This is a genomic window from Stenotrophomonas sp. 96582_Sma (assembly GCF_056480905.1).
Genome location: NZ_CM151122.1, coordinates 4319493 through 4338566, shown reverse-complemented (window position 1 = coordinate 4338566; position 19074 = coordinate 4319493). Strand labels below are relative to the sequence as shown.

Sequence of the window (19074 nt, the reverse complement as noted above, 5' to 3'; positions counted from 1 at the left end):
CTGCTTCTCTGCTCGACGATGCAAAGAAAAAGCGCGGCCCCGATGTTCCGGAGGCCGCGCCAGGAGAGAGTGTGCCGTGGAAGGGGCGGGGGATCAGAACACGAAGCTGACGCCGGCCACCGGGCCCTTGAATTCCTGCTTCAGGCCGATGGTGCCGTCGCTGCCCTTCTTGTCCGCGTCGAGCTTGAACCAGTCGTAGCCAGCGAACACACCGAAGTTCTTCGTGAAGCGGTAATCGACGATGGCGTTGGCGCGGCTCAGGTCGCCCTTGTAGTCATCGAAGCTGCCCCAGCGCGTGTTGAGGTACTGGCCCTGCAGCGTGATCATCCACTTTTCCGACGGGGTGAAGCTCAGGCGCGCACCGACCACCGGCGCCACGCCGTCCGTCTTCTCATTGAGGAACTGGCCTTCGTAGACGGTACCCAGATCGGCGTAGGCCTTGGTGCTGACCTTGGCGTACTCGGCACCCAGCTGCAGGCCGAGGTCGAAGGTATCGGTGTCCACCACCGAGTAGTCATAGACCAGGCTGGCGACCTGGTACTTCAGTTCGCCCTTGACGAAGCTGCCAGACGGCACGTTGACGTCACCGAAGGAGATGTCCTGGCCAAGGGTCTCGCGGCGGTCCTTGTCGTACTTGAAGTAGTTGAACAGCAGGCGCTGGCGGTTGCTGATGCGGAACATGCCGTCGATGCGCGGTTCCCACTCCTTGCCACCCAGCTTGAAGTCCTCGGAGAAGCCGATGTCCTGGCCGGCGACGTTGGTCTTGCCGCGAAGGGTGTTGTCCGAGTCGATGTTCATCGCACCCAGGCGCAGGGCGAAGCGGTCGTCGCCTTCAGCGGCGTGGGCGGCAGTGGCGAACGAAGCGCCGGCGGCGAGCAGGGAGAGGGCGAGAAGGGTGGGTACGGGGCGCATCGAAGAGTCCTTGCAGTGGTTCATCAGAATGAAGACCACTGTGCCGGACAGGCCCGTCCACCATCCGTGAACGTATGGTCCACGAAGTGTGCACGGTTCAGCGCTGTCGCGACGATGCAAAAAGATGGCCCCGGAGCCGGGCTTCGGGGCCATCGTGGGACCTGCGGGGCGGAGCGTCGACGAGGTTGCTGCAGGCAGGTCGAAAGATCGGACCGGCGCATTCGGTGAAAGTTCCGCGGCCTGCGACCAAAGTTCAATACTGCGCTGCAACATCATACGGACGTCATTGTCCCCTGGGTGGCACGCAAAAATGTAACCGTTACCGCAACTTGCGGCCTCCCGGGATGAACAGGGAGCGGTTGTCTCGCAAATTGTCCCATTGCTATAATTTGGCGGCTCGATGAGGCCCCCCCTGCTGTAGTCGCCTCAGCCCTCCACTTGCAACCACGCGGGACGTCCTGTGCTGAACTCCGTTGATGCGGGTCGGCGACTGATGCTGCGCGCCGCGGTCTACCCGCTGGCCGCAGTGGCTGTCCTGGCCCTGGCCTTCCTGCTGGTAGGTCCGAAATATGCCCTCGGCGCGCTGGCGTCCGGTGTGGCCATTTCGGCCGGTGGCTGGGTGGCGGCACGGATGGCACTGGGCGGTGGGGCACTGGCCGCAGGATCGGCGATGGCTCGCCTGATCATTGCGATCGTGGCCAAGTGGGTGGTGGTTTTCGGCGTCCTGCTGGTGGGGTTCCTGGTCTTCAAGCTGCCTGCATTGGCGCTATTGGCTGGTATCGCCGTCGGCTTGATGTTCCAGGTCCTGGCGATGGCCAGGCGTTGACAGAATTCAATTAACTGAAGGTTCCGGACACATGGCGGGCGAGGCTCTAACCCCTACCAGCTACATCCAGCATCACCTGCACAACCTGACCGCGCCGGTCGGCAAGGGTGAGGGTATGTTCTGGCATATCCACGTCGATACCTTCCTCACCGCGGTCCTGATGGGCCTGGTGATCGTTGTCGCGTTCTGGCTGGGCACCCGCAAGGCCACCGCCGGCGTGCCGGGCAAGTGGCAGGCCTTCGTCGAGATCTGCCTGGAGTTCGTCGACCGCCAGGCCAAGGACACCTACCACGGCAAGAGCAAGCTGGTCACGCCGATCGCCATCACGATCTTCTTCTGGATCCTGTTGATGAATCTGCTGAAGATGATCCCGGCCGATTTCATCGCCAAGCCGCTGGAATGGGTGGGCGTGCACTACTGGAAGCCGGTCCCGACCGCTGACGTCAATGCCACCCTGGGCATGGCCATCAGCGTGTTCTTCCTGATGCTGTTCTTCGCGCTCAAGTCCAAGGGCCTGGGCGGCTTCATCAAGGAATTCCTGACGGCGCCGTTCGGCAAGTGGATGATGCCGTTCAACCTGATCCTCAACATCGTCGAGTGGCTGAGCAAGCCGATCTCGCTGGCGATGCGACTGTTCGGCAACATGTTCGGCGGCGAAATCGTGTTCCTGCTGATCTGGGTGCTGGGTGGTGCCGGTTTCTTCGGTGCCATTGCCGGTGGTGTGTTCGGCCTCGGCTGGATGCTGTTCCACCTGCTGGTGATCCCGCTGCAGGCCTTCATCTTCATGATGCTGTCGATCGTGTACCTGAGCCTGTCGGAAGACGCTCACTGAGTTTCAAGCTTCAACGCGTTTCAACCTTCATCCGTTTCATCACCCTTAGCAACTTAAGTTCCTGGAGATAACCATGTACTTCGCCGTCCTGACCAACTTCGCGCAGATTCAGAGCTCCACCGCCCTTGCCGTCGGCATCATGATCGGCCTGGCCGCGCTGGGCGCCGGTCTGGGTCTGGCCATCATGGCTGGTAAGTTCCTGGAGTCGGCCGCCCGCCAGCCGGAACTGATCCCGGTCCTGCAGGTCCGCATGTTCATCACCGCCGGCCTGATCGACGCCGCGTTCATCATCTCGGTCGCCGTCGGCCTGCTGCTGGCCTTCGCCAACCCGCTGTCGGCTGCCTTCGCTGGCGCCGTCACCAAGGCTCTGGCCGGCTGATACAGCGGTTTGAGACGACCGGGTGCTGATGCACCCGGTTTCGGATGAAGGCCGGATGCGCCGCTACGGCGGCGCGTCCACCCCGAAACCAGCGATCGAGCTAACCATGAATATCAATTTCACCCTTCTTGCGCAGGCGCTGGCCTTCGCTGGTCTGATCTGGATCATCGCGACCAAGATCTGGCCGCCGCTGATGAACGCGATCGAAGAGCGCCAGCAGAAGATTGCTGAAGGCCTCGCTGCTGCCGACCGCAGCCAGAAAGATCTGGCCCAGGCGCAGGAGAAGGTCAACGAAGCGCTGAAGGAAGCACGTACCAAGGCCAACGAGATCATCGATCAGGCCCACGCACGTGCCAACCAGATCGTTGATGCTGCCCGTAACGAAGCGATCACCGAAGCCACCCGTCAGAAGGAACTGGCCCAGGCTGAAATCGACGCCGCCGCCAACCGTGCCCGTGAAGATCTGCGCAAGCAGGTGTCTGCGCTGGCCGTGACCGGTGCCGAAAAGCTGCTCAAGCGCGAAATCGACGCCAACGCCCACAAGGCGCTGCTCGACGAGCTGGCCTCGGAGATCTAAGGATGAGCCAGGCCCTCACGCTTGCCCGCCCGTACGCCCGCGCCGCGTTCGCGACCGCGCGCGACGAAGGCGCGTTCGCGCCGTGGTCGGACGCCCTGGCGTTCTCCGCCCACGTCGCCGCCGATCCGCGCGTGGCGGCCCTGCTCGCCAACCCGGAGCTGGGTCGTGACGACGCCGTCGCCCTGCTGGCGCCGGTGTCCCACGGCGAGACCTACTCGCGCTTCCTGGCCATCCTGGCCGAATCGCATCGTCTGCCGCTGCTGCCGGAAATCTCCGGCATGTTCGACGCCCTGCGCGCCGAAGCCGAGCACGTGGTCAAGGCCACGGTGACCTCGGCTTCCGAGCTGTCGGCCGGAGAGCTGGACGCGATCAAGGTTGCGCTGCGCAAGCGCTTCAACCGCGAGGTCGACGTGACCACCGCGGTCGATGCTTCGCTGATCGGCGGCGCCGTGATCGACGCCGGCGACGTGGTCATCGATGGTTCGCTGAAGGGCAAGCTGGCCCGTCTGCAGACCGCGCTCGCTAACTGAATTCATTTAACGTCCGGCCCCGCTGCCGGCACTAGGACTTGACGATGGCAACCACGCTCAACCCCTCCGAAATCAGCGAACTGATCAAGAACCGCATCGAGAAGGTCAAGCTGGCCGCGGAATCGCGCAACGAAGGCACCGTGACCAGCGTGTCCGACGGCATCGTGCGCATCTTCGGTCTGGCCGACGTGATGCAGGGCGAAATGATCGAACTGCCGAACAACACCTTCGCCCTGGCCCTGAACCTGGAGCGCGACTCGGTCGGCGCCGTGGTCCTGGGTGACTACGAAAACCTGCGCGAAGGCGACGTCGCCAAGACCACCGGCCGCATCCTGGAAGTGCCGGTCGGTCCGGAACTGCTGGGCCGCGTCGTGAACGCGCTGGGCGAGCCGATCGACGGCAAGGGCCCGCTGGGCACCGACCTGACCGCTCCGGTGGAGCGCGTTGCTCCGGGCGTGATCTGGCGCAAGTCGGTCGACCAGCCGGTGCAGACCGGTTACAAGTCGGTCGACTCGATGATCCCGATCGGCCGTGGCCAGCGCGAGCTGATCATCGGTGACCGCCAGACCGGCAAGACCGCGATGGCGATCGATGCGGTGATCAACCAGAAGGGCACCGGCATCAAGTGCGTGTACGTTGCGATCGGCCAGAAGGCTTCGACCATCGCCAACATCGTGCGCAAGCTGGAAGAGAACGGCGCGCTGGCCCACACCATCGTGGTGGCCGCGACTGCTTCCGAATCGGCTGCCATGCAGTACATCAGCGCCTACTCGGGCTGCACCATGGGTGAGTACTTCATGGACCGCGGCGAAGACGCGCTGATCGTGTACGACGATCTGTCTAAGCAGGCCGTCGCCTACCGCCAGATCTCGCTGCTGCTGAAGCGCCCGCCGGGCCGTGAAGCCTACCCGGGTGACGTGTTCTACCTGCACTCCCGTCTGCTCGAGCGCGCAGCCCGCGTGTCCGAGGAATACGTCGAGAAGTTCACCGAAGGCAAGGTCACCGGCAAGACCGGTTCGCTGACCGCGCTGCCGATCATCGAAACCCAGGCCGGCGACGTGTCCGCCTTCGTTCCGACCAACGTGATCTCGATCACCGACGGCCAGATCTTCCTGGAAACCGACCTGTTCAACGCCGGCATCCGCCCGGCCGTGAACGCCGGTATCTCGGTGTCGCGCGTCGGTGGCTCGGCCCAGACCAAGATCATCAAGAAGCTGTCGGGCGGCATCCGTATCTCGCTGGCCCAGTACCGCGAGCTGGCTGCGTTCGCGCAGTTCGCCTCGGACCTGGACGAAGCCACCCGCAAGCAGCTGGAGCGTGGCCAGCGCGTCACCGAGCTGATGAAGCAGAAGCAGTACGCGCCGATGTCGATCGCCAACCAGGCGCTGTCGATCTACGCCGTCAACGAGGGTTACCTCGACGACGTGCCGGTCAACAAGCTGCTGGCGTTCGAAGAAGGCCTGCACGCCCACTTCGCCAACACCCAGGGCGAACTGGTCAGCAAGGTCAACGCCACCGGCGGTTGGGACAACGACATCGAAGGTGCCTTCAAGAAGGGCATCGCCGAGTTCAAGACCACCGGCAGCTGGTAATCGCGGTCCTGTAGAGCGGAGCCTCTGGCTCCGCTGGACCAGATGACAAACGGTTGAACAACGCGGGGCAGCAGCCCCGCGCCACGGGAAACAAGAGATGGCAAGCGGACGCGAAATCAAAACCAAGATCAAGAGCGTGCAGAACACCCGCAAGGTGACGCGCGCCCTGGAAATGGTCTCGGCCTCCAAGATCCGCAAGGCGCAGGATCGGATGAAGACCTCGCGTCCGTACGCGCAGGCGATGAAGCAGGTGATCGGTCACCTGGCCCAGGCCAGCACCGACTACCAGCATCCGTTCCTGGTCGAGCGCGAGCAGGTCAAGCGGGTCGGCTTCATCGTGATCTCCTCCGATCGCGGCCTGGCCGGCGGCCTGAACAACAACCTGTTCCGCAGGATGCTGGGCGAAGCCAAGGCATGGCAGGACAAGGGCGCGGAAGTGGACCTGGTGACCATCGGTCAGAAGGCATCGACCTTCTTCCGCCGCGTAAAGGTCAACATGGTCGGCAGCGTGACCCACATCGGCGACGTGCCGAAGCTGGAATCGCTGATCGGTGTGATCAAGGTCATGCTCGACGCCTTCACCGAAGGCAAGGTCGACCGCGTGTACCTGGTCTACAACCGCTTCGTGAACACCATGACGCAGAAGGCCAGCTTCGATCAGCTGCTGCCGCTGCCGCCGGCTGAGAAGCAGGTCGCTCACCACGACTGGGATTACCTGTACGAACCCGATGCCGCGACCGTGCTGGAGCACGTGATGACGCGTTACATCGAGTCGCTGGTGTACCAGGCGCTGCTGGAAAACGTTGCCTCCGAACATGCCGCACGCATGGTCGCGATGAAGGCGGCGAGCGACAACGCCAACAAGCTGATCGGTGAGCTGCAGCTGGTCTACAACAAGGCACGCCAGGCAGCGATCACCCAGGAAATCTCCGAAATCGTCGGCGGCGCGGCAGCAGTCTGACCGCGTTCGTTCAAAGCACACATTTAGAGGATGCAGCAATGAGTCAGGGCAAGATCGTTCAGATCATCGGCGCGGTCGTCGACGTCGAATTCCCGCGTGAGTCGGTGCCGAAGGTGTACGACGCACTGAAGGTCGACAACACCGAAATCACCCTCGAAGTCCAGCAGCAGCTGGGCGACGGCGTGGTGCGTACCATCGCCCTCGGTTCCACCGACGGCCTGAAGCGCAACCTGGTTGCCACCAACACCGACCGCGGCATCTCGGTGCCGGTCGGCGCTGGCACCCTGGGCCGCATCATGGACGTGCTCGGCCGTCCGATCGACGAAGCCGGCCCGGTGGCCGCCAGCGACAGCTGGGAAATCCACCGTGCGGCCCCGTCGTACGAAGACCAGTCCCCGGCTACCGAGCTGCTGGAAACCGGCATCAAGGTCATCGACCTGATGTGCCCGTTCGCCAAGGGCGGCAAGGTCGGCCTGTTCGGCGGCGCCGGCGTCGGCAAGACCGTCAACATGATGGAGCTGATCAACAACATCGCCAAGGCGCACAGCGGTCTGTCCGTGTTCGCCGGCGTGGGTGAGCGTACCCGTGAGGGCAACGACTTCTACCACGAAATGAAGGACTCCAACGTCCTCGACAAGGTGGCGATGGTGTACGGCCAGATGAACGAGCCGCCGGGCAACCGTCTGCGCGTCGCCCTGACCGGCCTGACCATGGCCGAGTACTTCCGCGACGAGAAGGACGAAAACGGCAAGGGCAAGGACGTCCTGCTGTTCGTCGACAACATCTACCGCTACACCCTGGCCGGTACCGAAGTGTCGGCACTGCTGGGCCGCATGCCGTCCGCCGTGGGTTACCAGCCGACCCTGGCCGAGGAAATGGGCGTTCTGCAGGAGCGCATCACCTCGACCAAGAACGGTTCGATCACCTCGATCCAGGCCGTCTACGTTCCCGCGGACGACCTGACCGACCCGTCGCCGGCGACCACCTTCGCCCACCTGGACTCGACCGTCACCCTGTCGCGTTCGATCGCCTCGCTGGGTATCTACCCGGCCGTCGATCCGCTGGATTCCACCAGCCGCCAGATGGATCCGCTGGTCATCGGCCACGAGCACTACGACACCGCCCAGCGCGTCCAGCAGACCCTGCAGAAGTACAAGGAACTGAAGGACATCATCGCGATCCTGGGCATGGACGAGCTGTCCGAAGAGGACAAGCAGGCCGTGTCGCGCGCCCGTAAGATCGAGCGCTTCTTCAGCCAGCCGTTCCACGTGGCCGAAGTGTTCACCGGTTCGCCGGGCAAGTACGTGCCGCTGAAGGACACCATCCGTGGCTTCAAGGCCATCGTCGATGGCGAGTACGACCACCTGCCGGAGCAGGCGTTCTACATGGTCGGCGGCATCGAAGAAGCGGTCGAGAAGGCCAAGAAGATGGCCGAGAAGGCCTGATCCGGGACGGGCGGGAGCGATCCTGCCCGACCTGACGCCGGCGCCGGGCAACCGCCCGCGCCGGTGGACTCCCACGGTGGCATTGCGCCGCCGCGAACAGCGAAGAGATTTGCATGAGCACGATCCGTTGCGACATCGTCAGCGCCGAGCAGGAAATCTTCCGTGGCGAAGCGACCCTGGTCGTGGCCACCGGTGAGCTGGGCGAACTGGGCATCGCGCCCAAGCACGCGCCGCTGATCACCCGCCTGAAGCCGGGCAAGGTGGTGGTGACCACGCCGAACGGCGAGCAGCTGGATTTCGCCATTTCCGGCGGCATCCTGGAAGTGCAGCCGCAGGTGGTGACCGTGCTGGCCGACACCGCGATCCGCGCGCAGGACATCGACGAAGCCTCGGTCCGCAAGGCCAAGGAAGAAGCCGAGCGCATCCTGGCCAACCGCGGCGAAGCGATGGAAGTGGCTGAAGCCCAGCAGAAGCTGGCCGAAGCCGTCGTCCAGCTGCAGGCGCTGGAGCGCCTGCGCAAGAACCTCAAGCACTGAGGTTTCTCGCGCTGCATCCACGAGAACGCCGGCCCTGTGCCGGCGTTTTTGTTTGTGCGGGGTAGAGTGTCGGCTGGGCAGAGTCGACTGTCAGTCGACTATCGCGCGCAGCGCGGGATTTCCGCAGTCTGATGGAAGAGCAGTCAACCAACAGTCGACTCTACCGATCCCGATCCCAGCGCCGTATCAGCGGTAGACCACGTAGCGCATCAGCAGGAAGGAAACGCACGCCAGCCCGCCTTCCACCAGCGGCTTGGCCAGCCAGGTGTACTGCAGGCCCAGCGCGTGGTCGACCAGGCTCACCAGCAACGTGCTTGTCGCGGTCAGCAGCAGCCACAGCCCGAAGAAGCGTGAAAATCGACGCCAGCCAAGGCGCGCATCACCTGCGTTGGCAAAGGTGTAACGGCCGTTGAGCCAGAAGCCCAGCAGCATCCCGGCCAGGCGACCGGCAATGTTGGCAGGCACCACCGGCAGGCCCAGCGCGGTCGCGGCGACGAACACCAGCCAGTCGAGCAGCAGCTGCACGAGCCCGATGATGAGATAGGTGCTTCCCTGGCGGACGAGGCCCATCAGTGCGGTGAAGGAGGTGGGATGCACATGTTAACGGCCCACGCTCTAGAATCATCGGCAACGAACCACGGACTGCCGTTTCCATGACCCAACCCCTGCACGTCATCATCCTCGCCGCTGGCGCGGGCAAGCGCATGAAGTCGGTGCTGCCGAAGGTGCTGCAGCCGATCGCCGGCCAGCCGATGCTGGCGCATGTGATCGATGCGGCCCGCGAACTGCAGCCCTCGGCGATCCATGTGGTCTTCGGCCATGGTGGTGAAGCGGTGCGCCAGCACTTCGCCGACCAGCCCGATCTGCAATGGGCTGAACAGGCACGGCAGCTGGGCACCGGCCATGCGGTGGCCCAGGCGATGCCGCAGGTGCCCGACGCCGCGCAGGTGCTGGTGCTGTACGGCGACGTGCCGCTGATCCGCGCGCAGACCCTGCGCGACCTGCTGGCGCAGCCGGGTCGCCTGGCGGTGCTGGTCGCCGATGTCGATGACCCGACCGGCTACGGCCGCGTGCTGCGCGATGCCGAAGGCAAGGTGGGCTCCATTGTCGAGCAGAAGGACGCTACCGACGACCAGCTGCGTGTGCGCACGATCAATACCGGCATCATTGCCGCCGAGTCGACCGCGCTGCGGCGCTGGCTGTCGCAGTTGTCCAACAGCAACGCTCAGGGCGAGTACTACCTGACCGACGTGTTCGCCTTTGCTGCGCACGAGTACACCCCGGCCGAAATGGCACTGGTGGCCGACGCGCAGGAAGCCGAAGGGGCAAACGATCCCTGGCAGCTTTCGCAGCTGGAGCGTGCCTGGCAGCGCCGCGCGGTACGGGCCCTGTGCGCGCAGGGCGCGCGCGTGCGTGACCCGGCACGACTGGATATCCGTGGCACCGTCACCGTGGGCAGCGATGTGCTGATCGATGTCGACGTCGTTCTGGAAGGCCACATCGTGCTCGGCGACGGCGTCACCGTGGGCCCGTTCAACCGGCTGAAGGACGTCAATCTTGGCCCGGGCACCGAAGTGCGCGCGCATTGTGATCTTGAAGGCGTGGTCACCGAAGGCGCAGCACTGGTGGGACCGTTCGCGCGGCTGCGCCCGGGGACCGTGCTCGCCGACGGCGTGCACGTGGGCAACTTCGTCGAGACCAAGAAGGTCACCCTCGGTGTTGGCAGCAAGGCCAACCATCTGACCTACCTGGGCGATGCGGTGATCGGCAGCAAGGTAAACATCGGTGCCGGCACCATCACCTGCAACTACGACGGCGTGAACAAGTCGACCACCACCATCGGCGACAACGCCTTCATTGGTTCCAACAGTTCGCTGGTAGCGCCGGTGACCATTGGCGACAGTGCGACGATTGCCGCCGGTTCGGTCATCACCCGCGACGCCCCGGATGGCAAGCTGACACTGGCACGTGCACGACAGGAAACCATCGATGGCTGGAAGCGCCCGCTCAAGAAGTCCTGAGCCACGCATCCCGCATGCCGACGAACTCGGCATGCTGCCGGCAATTGAACAACGTGCCGGTGAACTGCTGAAGGGTCACCAGGCCTACCCGGTGTTTGCCGGGCATGGTCTGGACCTGCCGACGCTGCAGGATGGCCTTCAACGTGGCCAGTTGTGGGTGGTGGATGCGGCTGACGGTGGTATCGCGGGTTACCTGCTGGCCGGTGAACTCTGCGGTGAATTCCATGTGTTGCAGATGGACGTGGATCCCGCACACGCGCGGCGTGGCCACGGCCGCGCTTTGCTGCGCCATGCCTTGGCGCAGGCGAGGGCGGGAGGCTACGCGGCCGCGGTGCTGACCACGCTGTCCGATGTGCCGTGGAATGCGGCCTTCTATGCCAGCGAAGGATTCGACGTAGTGCCCGAGGCGCAGTGGAACGATGGCCTGCGCGCGGTGATGGCCGAAGAGGCTGCGCTCGGGTTCCCGATGCACCTGCGGGTGGCGATGCGGCAGGTTTGGTAGGTGCCGACCTTGGTCGGCACATCCGCGCATGGCGTGGACCTACCCGCTCAACCCACCGGCAACAGGATCGACACGCACAACCCGCCATCGCCGCGATTCTGCAGTGATACCCGGCCGCCATGCGCTTCCACGATCTCGCGGGTCAAGGCCAAGCCCAGCCCGGTGCCATTGCGCTTGGTCGAATAGAACGGCATCAGCGCATTCTGCAGCACCTGCTCGTTCATGCCCTTGCCGCGATCCAGTACGTCCAGGCGCAGCCACTGCGGCAGCCGCGTGAGTTGCACCTGTACGTCGTCGTTGGGCGGTTCTGCTTCGGCGCAGGCTTCGTGCGCGTTCTTCAACAGGTTCAGCAGTGCCTGCCCGAACTGGGCGATGTCGATGCGGCTGCTCAGTTCCTCGTCCGGCTCACGTTCCATGCCGAATGGGATCTGCTGGCGCAGGCTGGACAGGAAGGGGGCCCAGTGCACGGTCTGCAACTGCGGTTGCGGCAGCTTGGCAAAGCGCGCATAGCCGCGGATGAAGCCTTCCAGGTGGCGTGCACGATCCTCGATGGTGGTGAAGATCTCCGGCAGCCGGTCAAAGCGCTCACGCTGCACCAGTACACCGCCGGAGTGGGCCAGCGAGGCAATCGGTGCCAGCGAGTTGTTGAGCTCGTGGCTGATCACCCGGATCACCTTCTTCCAGGTCTGTACTTCCTGGCGGCGCAGCTCGGCGGTCAGCAGGCGCACCAGCAGCAGGTCGTGCGGACGACCATTGAGCTGGAAGGCGCGGCGCGAGAGGTGGTACACCTGCTCGTCGTCCTCATCGCCGTCCTCGCCCTCGGCATGCACCGCGAACAGGCTGTCGCCACCGCGGGCGATGGCATCGCGCAGCTCCACCGGCACCTGTTCCAGCACGTCCTCCAGGCGCTGGCCTTCCAGCTTCCAGCCGCCATGCAGCAGCTTGCGCGCAGCCAGATTGGAGAACACCACGCGGGCGATGCCATCACCGCCCGAGGCGATCAGCAGCATCGCCACCGGCGTGTTCTGCACCATCGTGTCCAGCAGAAGTTCGCGTTGCACCAGGCCCTGCCGCTGCGCACGCAGCACATCGCCCAGTTCGCGGTGTGCCTGCACCAGGTCGCCGAGCTCGTCATTGCCGGGCCAGTGCACGCCGAAGTTGTATTCGCCGTCGCGATAGCTGCTGGTGGTGCCCGCCAGGGCCCGCATCAGTGACCGCACCGGGGCGGTAGCGCGACGCAGGGTCCACCACATCAGCGACAGCAGGATCAACGCCGACACCGTGGTCACCACCCAGCCATGGTCCATCCAGTAGGCCAGCAGCCACGGCAACGCGGCGGCCAGCGCCAGCACCGGCAGCAGGCGCAGGAACAGGCGGAAAGTGAACGAGCGCCGTTTCATTCTCGCGGGATACCGTGGCGGTCCATGCGCCGGTACAGCGCCTGGCGGCTCAGGCCGAGTTCGGCGGCGGCCTGGGCGATGACGCCATGGTTGCGCGCCAGTACCTCTTCGATGCGCGCGCGGTCGGGGTCATTGCCCGCACTGGGGGCCGGGCGCGGTGCTGCGGCTGCGCGCGGCAGATTGAGATCGGCCACTTCAATGCGGTTGCCGGTGGCCAGCAGTTCGGCGCGCTGGATCACGTTGCGCAGTTCGCGCACGTTGCCTGGCCACGGGTGCCGCTGCAGGGCGGCGGTGGCGGCGCTGGACAGGGGCTTGCCAGCGGTCAGGAAGCGCTCGGCCAGCGGCACGATGTCGCCCGGGCGATCGGCCAGCGGCGGCAGCACCAGTTCCACCGTGTTGAGGCGGTAATAGAGGTCTTCGCGGAAGGTGCCGTCGCGGATCATCGCCGGCAGGTCGGCATTGGTCGCGCTGACCACGCGGACCTTGACCTGGCGTTCGCGGTTGGAGCCCAGGCGCTCGAAGCGGCCGGTTTCCAGCACACGCAGCAGCTTCATCTGCCCGCCCAGCGACAGGTTGCCGATCTCATCCAGGAACAGGGTGCCACCATCGGCGGCCTCGAACTTGCCTTCGCGTGCCTTGTTGGCGCCGGTATACGCACCGGCCTCGGCACCGAACAGTTCGGCCTCGATCAGTTCCGAAGGCAGCGCGCCACAGTTGACCGCCACGAATGGACCCTTGGCCACCAGGGAATTGGCCTGGATGATCTGCGCGATCTTCTCCTTGCCGGCACCGTTCGCGCCGGTGATCAGTACCGGCAGTTCCGAGCGTGCGACCTGGCAGGCGAGAGCGATGACGCGCTCGCTGGCGGGGTCGGCGAAGACCGCGCCGCACAGGTCGTACTTCTCTTCCAGCGCATTGCGCTGGCGCAGTTCACGGCTGCGGCGCCGGTCCAGTTCGCGGCGCGCCTCGGACAGTTCCAGCAGGTTGTTGACCGTGGTCATCAGCTTGCGGTCGTCCCAGGGCTTGGCCAGGTAGTCGGCCGCACCGGCCTTGACCAGATCCACCGCGCTGCTGAGGTGGGTCCAGGCGGTCAGCAGGATCACCGGCAGATCGGGATGGCGCGCGCGGATCTGCGCGAACAGGGCCTCGCCTTCTTCGCCGGAGGTGGTGTCCTCGCTGAAGTTCATGTCCTGGATCACCAGGTCGACCGGCTGCGACTCCAGCAGGGCCAGCCCTTCGGACGGGCTCTGCGCCTGCAGGGTGTCGATGTCGTGCAGGGAGAACAGCACGTCCAGCGCGGTACCCACGCTGGCGTTGTCGTCGATGATCAGGATCGCAGGCATCAAGCGGTTCTGCAGAAAGGGATGGGCGGCGCCGTTGGAGCCGTTCGTGTCCACGCACCGGGAGAGCCCGGCGCCACCCATCAAGCATAGCCAAACCCGTGGCTGTGCAGGAGCGGCCCTCGCTCAGCGCCGGGGAGGCGCCGGGGGCCGTGGCGGCGCAGGTGGCGGCGGCACCTCCAGCGCCTGGCGCCAGGCTGCGGCGTCGACCGCCACCGTCAGTTCGCGCTTGTCGCGGCGCAGCAACAGATAGGCGGTGGCTGCGTTGGAATGACGCAGGGCCTCGGCAAGGTGTTCGACCCGGCGCACCGCCGTGTCGTCCACGCGCAGGATGCGATCGCCACTGCGCACGCCGAAGCGCGTTTCCGGGCTGGCGGCCTCCACGCGCACCTGGCCCTCCGTTGAGCGCAATGACAACCGCGCGGCATCCTGGCGCCACTCCAGTGTCTGCGCACTGCCACCGCCGGCCAGCGCCGGCAATGGCAGGAGCAGCATCAGGCACATCGCGCGGGCACGCATCTCACGCGCCCCGCGTGGCGACCGCAGGCGGCACCGCTGCCGCACGCCGCGCCGGCCCGAACACCGCGATCTGGCCCAGCACCCACAGCAGCAGTGCACCCAGCGGCAGGTAGTACAGCGGCATGCGCGGCAGCTCGTACAGGTTCATCAGCGCCAGGTTGATGGCGTAGGCCGCCAGCATGCCCAGCACGATGCCCAGCGTGGCCAGCAGGAAGTTCTCGGTCTGGAAGTAGCGCAGGATCTGCCCGCGGGTCGCGCCCAGCGCACGGCGGATGCCGATCTGCTTGCTGCGCTGCTGCACCCAGAAGCTGGCCAGGCCGATGATGCCCAGCGCGGTGACCACCAGCAGCGAGATGCTGACGGTGATCAGCAGGCCGACCATCGCGCGGTCGTTCTTGAAGAAGTCCTTGCGCTGGTCTTCATAGGTCAGCTTGTCGCGCATCAGCCGGTTGGGGTCGTTGCGTTCCAGCGCGGCGGCACCGGCATCGAGTACTTCCTTGCGGCGTTCCGGCGAAGTGCGCAGCACATACGTGCCACCTTCGTCGAAGGTGCGCCGCATGGGCAGCAGCATCGAGTTGGTCCAGTTGTCATTCCAGCCGTTGGGCGTGCTGAGCGTGTCGACGATGCCGACCACATGCAGCGGCTGCTTGCCCATGTAGTAGGTCTTGCCCAGCGCACTGCCATTGGGTTCCATCTTGGCGGCGGTGGCCTGGGTGAGGATGACCGGGATCGCGTTCTCCTTTGCGCCGCCCTTGCTGGCGTCTTCGAAGTTCTGGTACTCGTCGGGCAGGAAATCGCGGCCTGCGATCAGGTTGATGCCCATCGTGGCCAGCCCGTTCTCGGACAGGGTGTACATCGAGGCGTTGGTGGTCGGCCGTTCCTGGTCGATCACACGCGAAATGCTGCTGCTGGAGGAGCCGTTGCGGAAGGGGACCTGGTTGATGATGGTGACGTTGCTGACGCCGGGAATCGCGCGCAGCGATGCCAGGTCCTCGCGGGTGCGGGCCATGGCGTCGGTCTGCTTGCCGATGCCGCTGACGCGCAGCATGACCAGTTCGCTCTCGGCGATGCCGCTGGGCATGCTGATCTTCTCCACGCGCTGGCTGACCAGGAACAGCGCGTTGCAGACGATGGCGCAGGTCAGTGCGACTTCCAGCACGATCAGGGCAGCGGCGGTCTTGTGCCGGCGCAGCGTGCTGAGGATGGGGCGGATGTCCATGGGAGTCCTCGTTCGGGTGCTTACTGCGACTTGAGCTGGATGGCCGGGGTGACCTGCATGGCGCGCCAGGCGGGCAGGAACCCGGCGGCAAGACTGGCGAGCAGGGTCAGGCCCAGCGCGAGCAGCAGCATGTTGCCGTCCAGGTGGGCCAGCTTTGCGTATTCCACCGGTTGCTGGCGCACCGCGAACAGGCCAAGCAGGGCCAGACCGATACCCAGCACGCCACCGACCACACCGACCGCACCGGCTTCCACCAGGCACTGCAGGAAGATCTGGCCACGGCTGGCGCCGAGGGCGCGGCGCACGCCGATCTCACCACTGCGGCGCAGGAACTTGGCCAGCAGCAGGCCCACCGTGTTGACCAGGCAGACACCCAGGAAGCCCAGCGCCAGCCACAGCTGCAGGCGCACATCGCTGGGGACCGCGCCATTGAAGTCCAGCCATTCCATCACGGTGCGCAGGCGCACGTTCGGCGGATGCTTGAAGCGGCCGGCCTCGCGCTGCTGGGTCGAATAGTTCTCCAGGTAGCGGCGGTAGTCGGCGGCCTTGGCCGGGTCCATCTCCACCCAGTACTGCAGCCATGCGCACGGTGCGTTGAGCGAGTAGCTGTTGCCGTCGGGATTCTCGCCGAAGCAGTTCATGTTGCCGTTGTTGCCCAGCTTCAGGTCGAAGGAGGTGGAGATCGGCAGCAGCAGGTCCTCGTTCTTGCCGTAGCTGCCCGTGGTCAGGTCGTAGAAGTGCGGCTCCGGGCTCCATTCCTTCATCACGCCGACAATGCGGTAGCTCTGCCCTTCCATGCGCAGGTCGCGGCCGACGCTGTTGGCGCCCTGGTACAGCTTGTCATTGAGCGCCTTGGAGATGACCACCACGCGTGCACGGCCTTCATCGTCCTCGCGCGTCCAGGCGCGGCCGTACTGCATGGGCACCTCGAACATCGGGAAGAAGTCGGCCGAGGTCCAGCGGGTATCGATGCTGAAGGGCTTGAGGGTGCTGTTGTCCGGTTCGATGGTGCCGCCGCCGCCGCTCATCAGCGCCTGGCGCTCGCCCTTGGCTTCGCGCAGCAGGGCTTCACCGTCGAAGCGGGTCAGCTGGGTTTCCGGTTCCTCGCCAGCGACATAGGCGCCGGTCGCGGCATCAAGCTGCACATAGAACAGGCGGTCACTCTTGCCGGGAATCGGGTCACCGGACAGCACGTGGAACACGGTCAACGTGGTCATCGAGGCGCCGATGCCGAGCGCGATAGCGATCACCATCAGCGCGGTCAGTACCTTGTTGCGGCGGAAGCTGCGCACCGCCAATCGGGCGTAGTAGGCGAACATGGTCGGGCCCTCACTCGTTGACGGCGACGATGTGGCGCGGCGGGGTGGCCAGCACCGGCTCGCGCACCAGGTCGGTCACCTGGCCATCGACGATGTGCACGTTGCGCTGCGCGCGCGCAGCCAGTTCCGGGTCGTGGGTGACCATCACGATGGTGGTGCCGGCAGCGTTGATCTCCTCCAGCAGTTCCATCACGCCGCGGGCCATCTGTGTGTCCAGGTTGCCGGTCGGTTCGTCGGCCAGCAGCAGGCGCGGGCTGCCGGCAAGCGCACGCGCAATGGCCGCGCGCTGCTGCTGGCCACCCGACAGTTCATTCGGATAATGCTTCATGCGCGAGCCGAGGCCGACCTGGCTCAGCGCCTTCTCGATACGTTCGCGGCGCTCGTTGGCGCTCATCTTCCGATAGCGCAGCGGCACGTCGACGTTGTCGAACAGGTTCAGGTCGGGGATCAGGTTGAAGCCCTGGAAGATGAAGCCGATCTTCTGGTTGCGCAGGCGGCTGCGGGCGTCGTCGCCCAGCGTGCTCACGTCCTGGCCGTCCAGCATGTAGGTGCCGCTGGTGAAGGTTTCCAGCAGGCCGGCGATATTGAGGAAGGTGGTCTTGCCGGAGCCTGACGGGCCGGTGACGGCGACGAACTCGCCTTCCTTGACCTGCAGTTCCAGCGAGCGCAGTGCGTGGGTTTCCACCTGTTCGGTGCGGAAGACTTTGGCGACCGAACGCATTTCGAGCATGTACATGGGGTGTCCTCTCTCCAGGATTCAGGTATCAGGTATCAGTTGACGGAGACGCGTTCGGCGTCCTTGAACAGGTCGCTGCCAGAGACCACGATGCGGTCGCCCGGCTGCACACCCGACTTGATTTCCACTTCGCCCAGGCTGCTGACGCCCAGTTCCACCGGACGCCGCACTGCGGTGCGGCCATCCATCACGTAGGCGATGCCGTTGCCCTGTTCGACGAACGGGCCGCGCTCGACCTTCAGCACGTCCTTGCGGGTGTCGAGCAGCACGCGCACCGACATCCGCTGGCTCTGGCGCAGGCCTTCCGGCTGCGCGCTGGCGAAGCGCACGCGGGCGTTGACCTCGCCGTTGACCACTTCCGGCGACACCGCGCTGATCTCGCCCGGGAACGGCTTGCCGTTGCCGCCGGTCAGCTGCGCCGGCATGCCGATCGCCAGGTCGCGGGCGAAGCTTTCCGGCACCTTGATCTCGACCTCGAACTTGGACAGGTCGACCACGCCCAGCACGGGCGCATTGGCGGCCAGGTTGGTGGACTGGATAGCCTGCACCTGGCCGACCTGGCCGTCGAACGGCGCGCGCAGGGTCAGCGCGTCCACCTGGCGCTGCACCTCGGCCACCACGGCCTTCTGGCGGTCGGCCAGCAGGCGCTTGTTGCGGGCGTCCAGGTCAGCGCCCTGGCTCTGCAGGCGTGCATCGGTGGTGGCGTTGGCCAGGGTGATGTCGGCCTTCTTCAGCGAGTCCTTGGCCTTGGCCAGATCGATCTGCGGTACTGCACCGCCGTCGTAACCGCGCTGGTAGCGCTGCAGGTCGCGGTCGGCGGCCTGGCGCTCGATGGTGGCCTGGTCGGTTTCCTTGCGCGACTTGGCGCGGGCCAGGGTGGCGTCCAGCGCGGCGCGGCTGGCCTCGGCTTCCAGGCCGGCCAGGGTGGCCTGCTCCTGAGCCAGCTTGCTGCGCAGTTCCGGGCTGTCGATGACCGCCAGCTCCTGGTCCTTCTTGACCACGTCACCGGCAACGACTTTCAGGTCCACGGTACCGGCCGAGATGGCGTACAGGATCGGGCTGTTGGCGGCGATCACGCGGCCGTCGGCGGCGATGTCGCGGACCAGGTCACCGCGCTTCACTTCGGCGATGCGCACGCGGCTGCTGTCGTAGGAGCGGCTGGCGTTGGACCAGGCGTACACGGCCCAGCCGATGCCGGCCAGCAGCGCGATGGCGCCCAGTGCCGGCCAGCGGTAACGCTGCCAGTTGGCGCGGGTGGTGCCGGCCGGGGCGGAGGAAACGATCTGGTCCTGTGCGGAGGTGTCGCGGATCATCGGGTGCGTGCCTGACGGTGGTAGTGGGTACCAAGCACGTAGCGTGCCAACTTTATTTCCTTGTGGGTCAATGGGTTGGGAGGCGCCCTGAAGTGTCCGGGTGTCCGCGGACACC

General features: G+C 65.5%; 20 protein-coding genes. 11 read left to right on the top strand and 9 right to left on the bottom strand.

What is annotated here, in order from left to right:
• Window positions 1–93: 93 nt before the first annotated feature.
• Complete coding sequence (locus ACZK2R_RS20240; protein WP_010481314.1) at window positions 94–912, bottom strand: hypothetical protein; 819 nt, start codon at window positions 910–912, stop codon at window positions 94–96.
• A 460-nt stretch (window positions 913–1372) separates the two neighbouring features.
• Between ACZK2R_RS20240 and ACZK2R_RS20235 the strand changes: the two genes are divergently transcribed.
• From ACZK2R_RS20235 to ACZK2R_RS20195, 9 genes are all read left to right on the top strand, one after another.
• Window positions 1373–1738, top strand: a complete 366-nt coding sequence (locus ACZK2R_RS20235) for a hypothetical protein (protein ID WP_006394654.1) — start codon at window positions 1373–1375, stop codon at window positions 1736–1738.
• Window positions 1739–1769: 31 nt separating this feature from the next.
• Window positions 1770–2570: a F0F1 ATP synthase subunit A gene (atpB, locus tag ACZK2R_RS20230; RefSeq protein WP_010481316.1), complete on the top strand. Its 801-nt coding sequence runs from the start codon at window positions 1770–1772 to the stop codon at window positions 2568–2570.
• Between the two features lie 73 nt (window positions 2571–2643).
• Window positions 2644–2949, top strand: a complete 306-nt coding sequence (gene atpE / locus ACZK2R_RS20225) for a F0F1 ATP synthase subunit C (RefSeq protein ID WP_005411133.1) — start codon at window positions 2644–2646, stop codon at window positions 2947–2949.
• A 106-nt stretch (window positions 2950–3055) separates the two neighbouring features.
• Window positions 3056–3526: a F0F1 ATP synthase subunit B gene (locus tag ACZK2R_RS20220; protein WP_005419512.1), complete on the top strand. Its 471-nt coding sequence runs from the start codon at window positions 3056–3058 to the stop codon at window positions 3524–3526.
• Window positions 3527–3528: 2 nt separating this feature from the next.
• A complete protein-coding gene (locus ACZK2R_RS20215; RefSeq protein WP_032129048.1) occupies window positions 3529–4056 on the top strand; it encodes a F0F1 ATP synthase subunit delta in 528 nt (175 codons plus the stop codon).
• Between the two features lie 44 nt (window positions 4057–4100).
• The gene (gene atpA / locus ACZK2R_RS20210) at window positions 4101–5648 is read left to right on the top strand and encodes a F0F1 ATP synthase subunit alpha (RefSeq protein WP_032129047.1); all 1548 of its coding nucleotides are present in this window, start codon (window positions 4101–4103) and stop codon (window positions 5646–5648) included.
• 97 nt (window positions 5649–5745) lie between these two features.
• Window positions 5746–6609 (top strand): F0F1 ATP synthase subunit gamma, encoded by an 864-nt coding sequence (gene atpG, locus ACZK2R_RS20205; RefSeq protein ID WP_032129046.1) that lies wholly within the window; start codon window positions 5746–5748, stop codon window positions 6607–6609.
• A 38-nt stretch (window positions 6610–6647) separates the two neighbouring features.
• Window positions 6648–8054 carry a F0F1 ATP synthase subunit beta gene (gene atpD / locus ACZK2R_RS20200; RefSeq protein WP_032129045.1) on the top strand — a complete coding sequence of 469 codons (1407 nt, stop codon included), beginning with the start codon at window positions 6648–6650 and terminating at the stop codon, window positions 8052–8054.
• 113 nt (window positions 8055–8167) lie between these two features.
• The gene (locus ACZK2R_RS20195; RefSeq protein WP_005419509.1) at window positions 8168–8590 is read left to right on the top strand and encodes a F0F1 ATP synthase subunit epsilon; all 423 of its coding nucleotides are present in this window, start codon (window positions 8168–8170) and stop codon (window positions 8588–8590) included.
• Window positions 8591–8776: 186 nt separating this feature from the next.
• On the opposite strand, the gene ACZK2R_RS20190 is transcribed toward ACZK2R_RS20195, so the two are convergent.
• The gene (locus ACZK2R_RS20190; RefSeq protein WP_164080126.1) at window positions 8777–9160 is read right to left on the bottom strand and encodes a GtrA family protein; all 384 of its coding nucleotides are present in this window, start codon (window positions 9158–9160) and stop codon (window positions 8777–8779) included.
• 83 nt (window positions 9161–9243) lie between these two features.
• Here ACZK2R_RS20190 and glmU point away from each other — a divergent pair, with 83 nt between their 5' ends.
• Window positions 9244–10611, top strand: a complete 1368-nt coding sequence (gene glmU / locus ACZK2R_RS20185; RefSeq protein WP_107433287.1) for a bifunctional UDP-N-acetylglucosamine diphosphorylase/glucosamine-1-phosphate N-acetyltransferase GlmU — start codon at window positions 9244–9246, stop codon at window positions 10609–10611.
• The gene (locus ACZK2R_RS20180) at window positions 10580–11113 is read left to right on the top strand and encodes a GNAT family N-acetyltransferase (RefSeq protein ID WP_032129042.1); all 534 of its coding nucleotides are present in this window, start codon (window positions 10580–10582) and stop codon (window positions 11111–11113) included. The genes glmU and ACZK2R_RS20180 overlap by 32 nt, the downstream gene beginning before the upstream one ends.
• A 47-nt stretch (window positions 11114–11160) precedes the next feature.
• On the opposite strand, the gene ACZK2R_RS20175 is transcribed toward ACZK2R_RS20180, so the two are convergent.
• From ACZK2R_RS20175 to ACZK2R_RS20145, 7 genes are all read right to left on the bottom strand, one after another.
• On the bottom strand, window positions 11161–12513 hold the full coding sequence (locus ACZK2R_RS20175) for a sensor histidine kinase (RefSeq protein WP_049399192.1): 1353 nt from the start codon (window positions 12511–12513) through the stop codon (window positions 11161–11163).
• A complete protein-coding gene (locus tag ACZK2R_RS20170) occupies window positions 12510–13856 on the bottom strand; it encodes a sigma-54-dependent transcriptional regulator (protein WP_032129058.1) in 1347 nt (448 codons plus the stop codon). Before ACZK2R_RS20170 ends, ACZK2R_RS20175 begins: the two co-directional genes overlap by 4 nt.
• A gap of 123 nt (window positions 13857–13979) precedes the next feature.
• Complete coding sequence (locus ACZK2R_RS20165) at window positions 13980–14357, bottom strand: PDZ domain-containing protein (protein WP_180837441.1); 378 nt, start codon at window positions 14355–14357, stop codon at window positions 13980–13982.
• Between the two features lie 16 nt (window positions 14358–14373).
• Window positions 14374–15591, bottom strand: a complete 1218-nt coding sequence (locus ACZK2R_RS20160; protein WP_049399196.1) for an ABC transporter permease — start codon at window positions 15589–15591, stop codon at window positions 14374–14376.
• Between the two features lie 20 nt (window positions 15592–15611).
• Window positions 15612–16910 carry an ABC transporter permease gene (locus ACZK2R_RS20155; RefSeq protein WP_180837277.1) on the bottom strand — a complete coding sequence of 433 codons (1299 nt, stop codon included), beginning with the start codon at window positions 16908–16910 and terminating at the stop codon, window positions 15612–15614.
• Window positions 16911–16920: 10 nt separating this feature from the next.
• On the bottom strand, window positions 16921–17646 hold the full coding sequence (locus tag ACZK2R_RS20150) for an ABC transporter ATP-binding protein (protein WP_032129038.1): 726 nt from the start codon (window positions 17644–17646) through the stop codon (window positions 16921–16923).
• A 35-nt stretch (window positions 17647–17681) separates the two neighbouring features.
• Window positions 17682–18959, bottom strand: a complete 1278-nt coding sequence (locus ACZK2R_RS20145; protein WP_180837270.1) for an efflux RND transporter periplasmic adaptor subunit — start codon at window positions 18957–18959, stop codon at window positions 17682–17684.
• Window positions 18960–19074 lie beyond the last annotated feature (115 nt).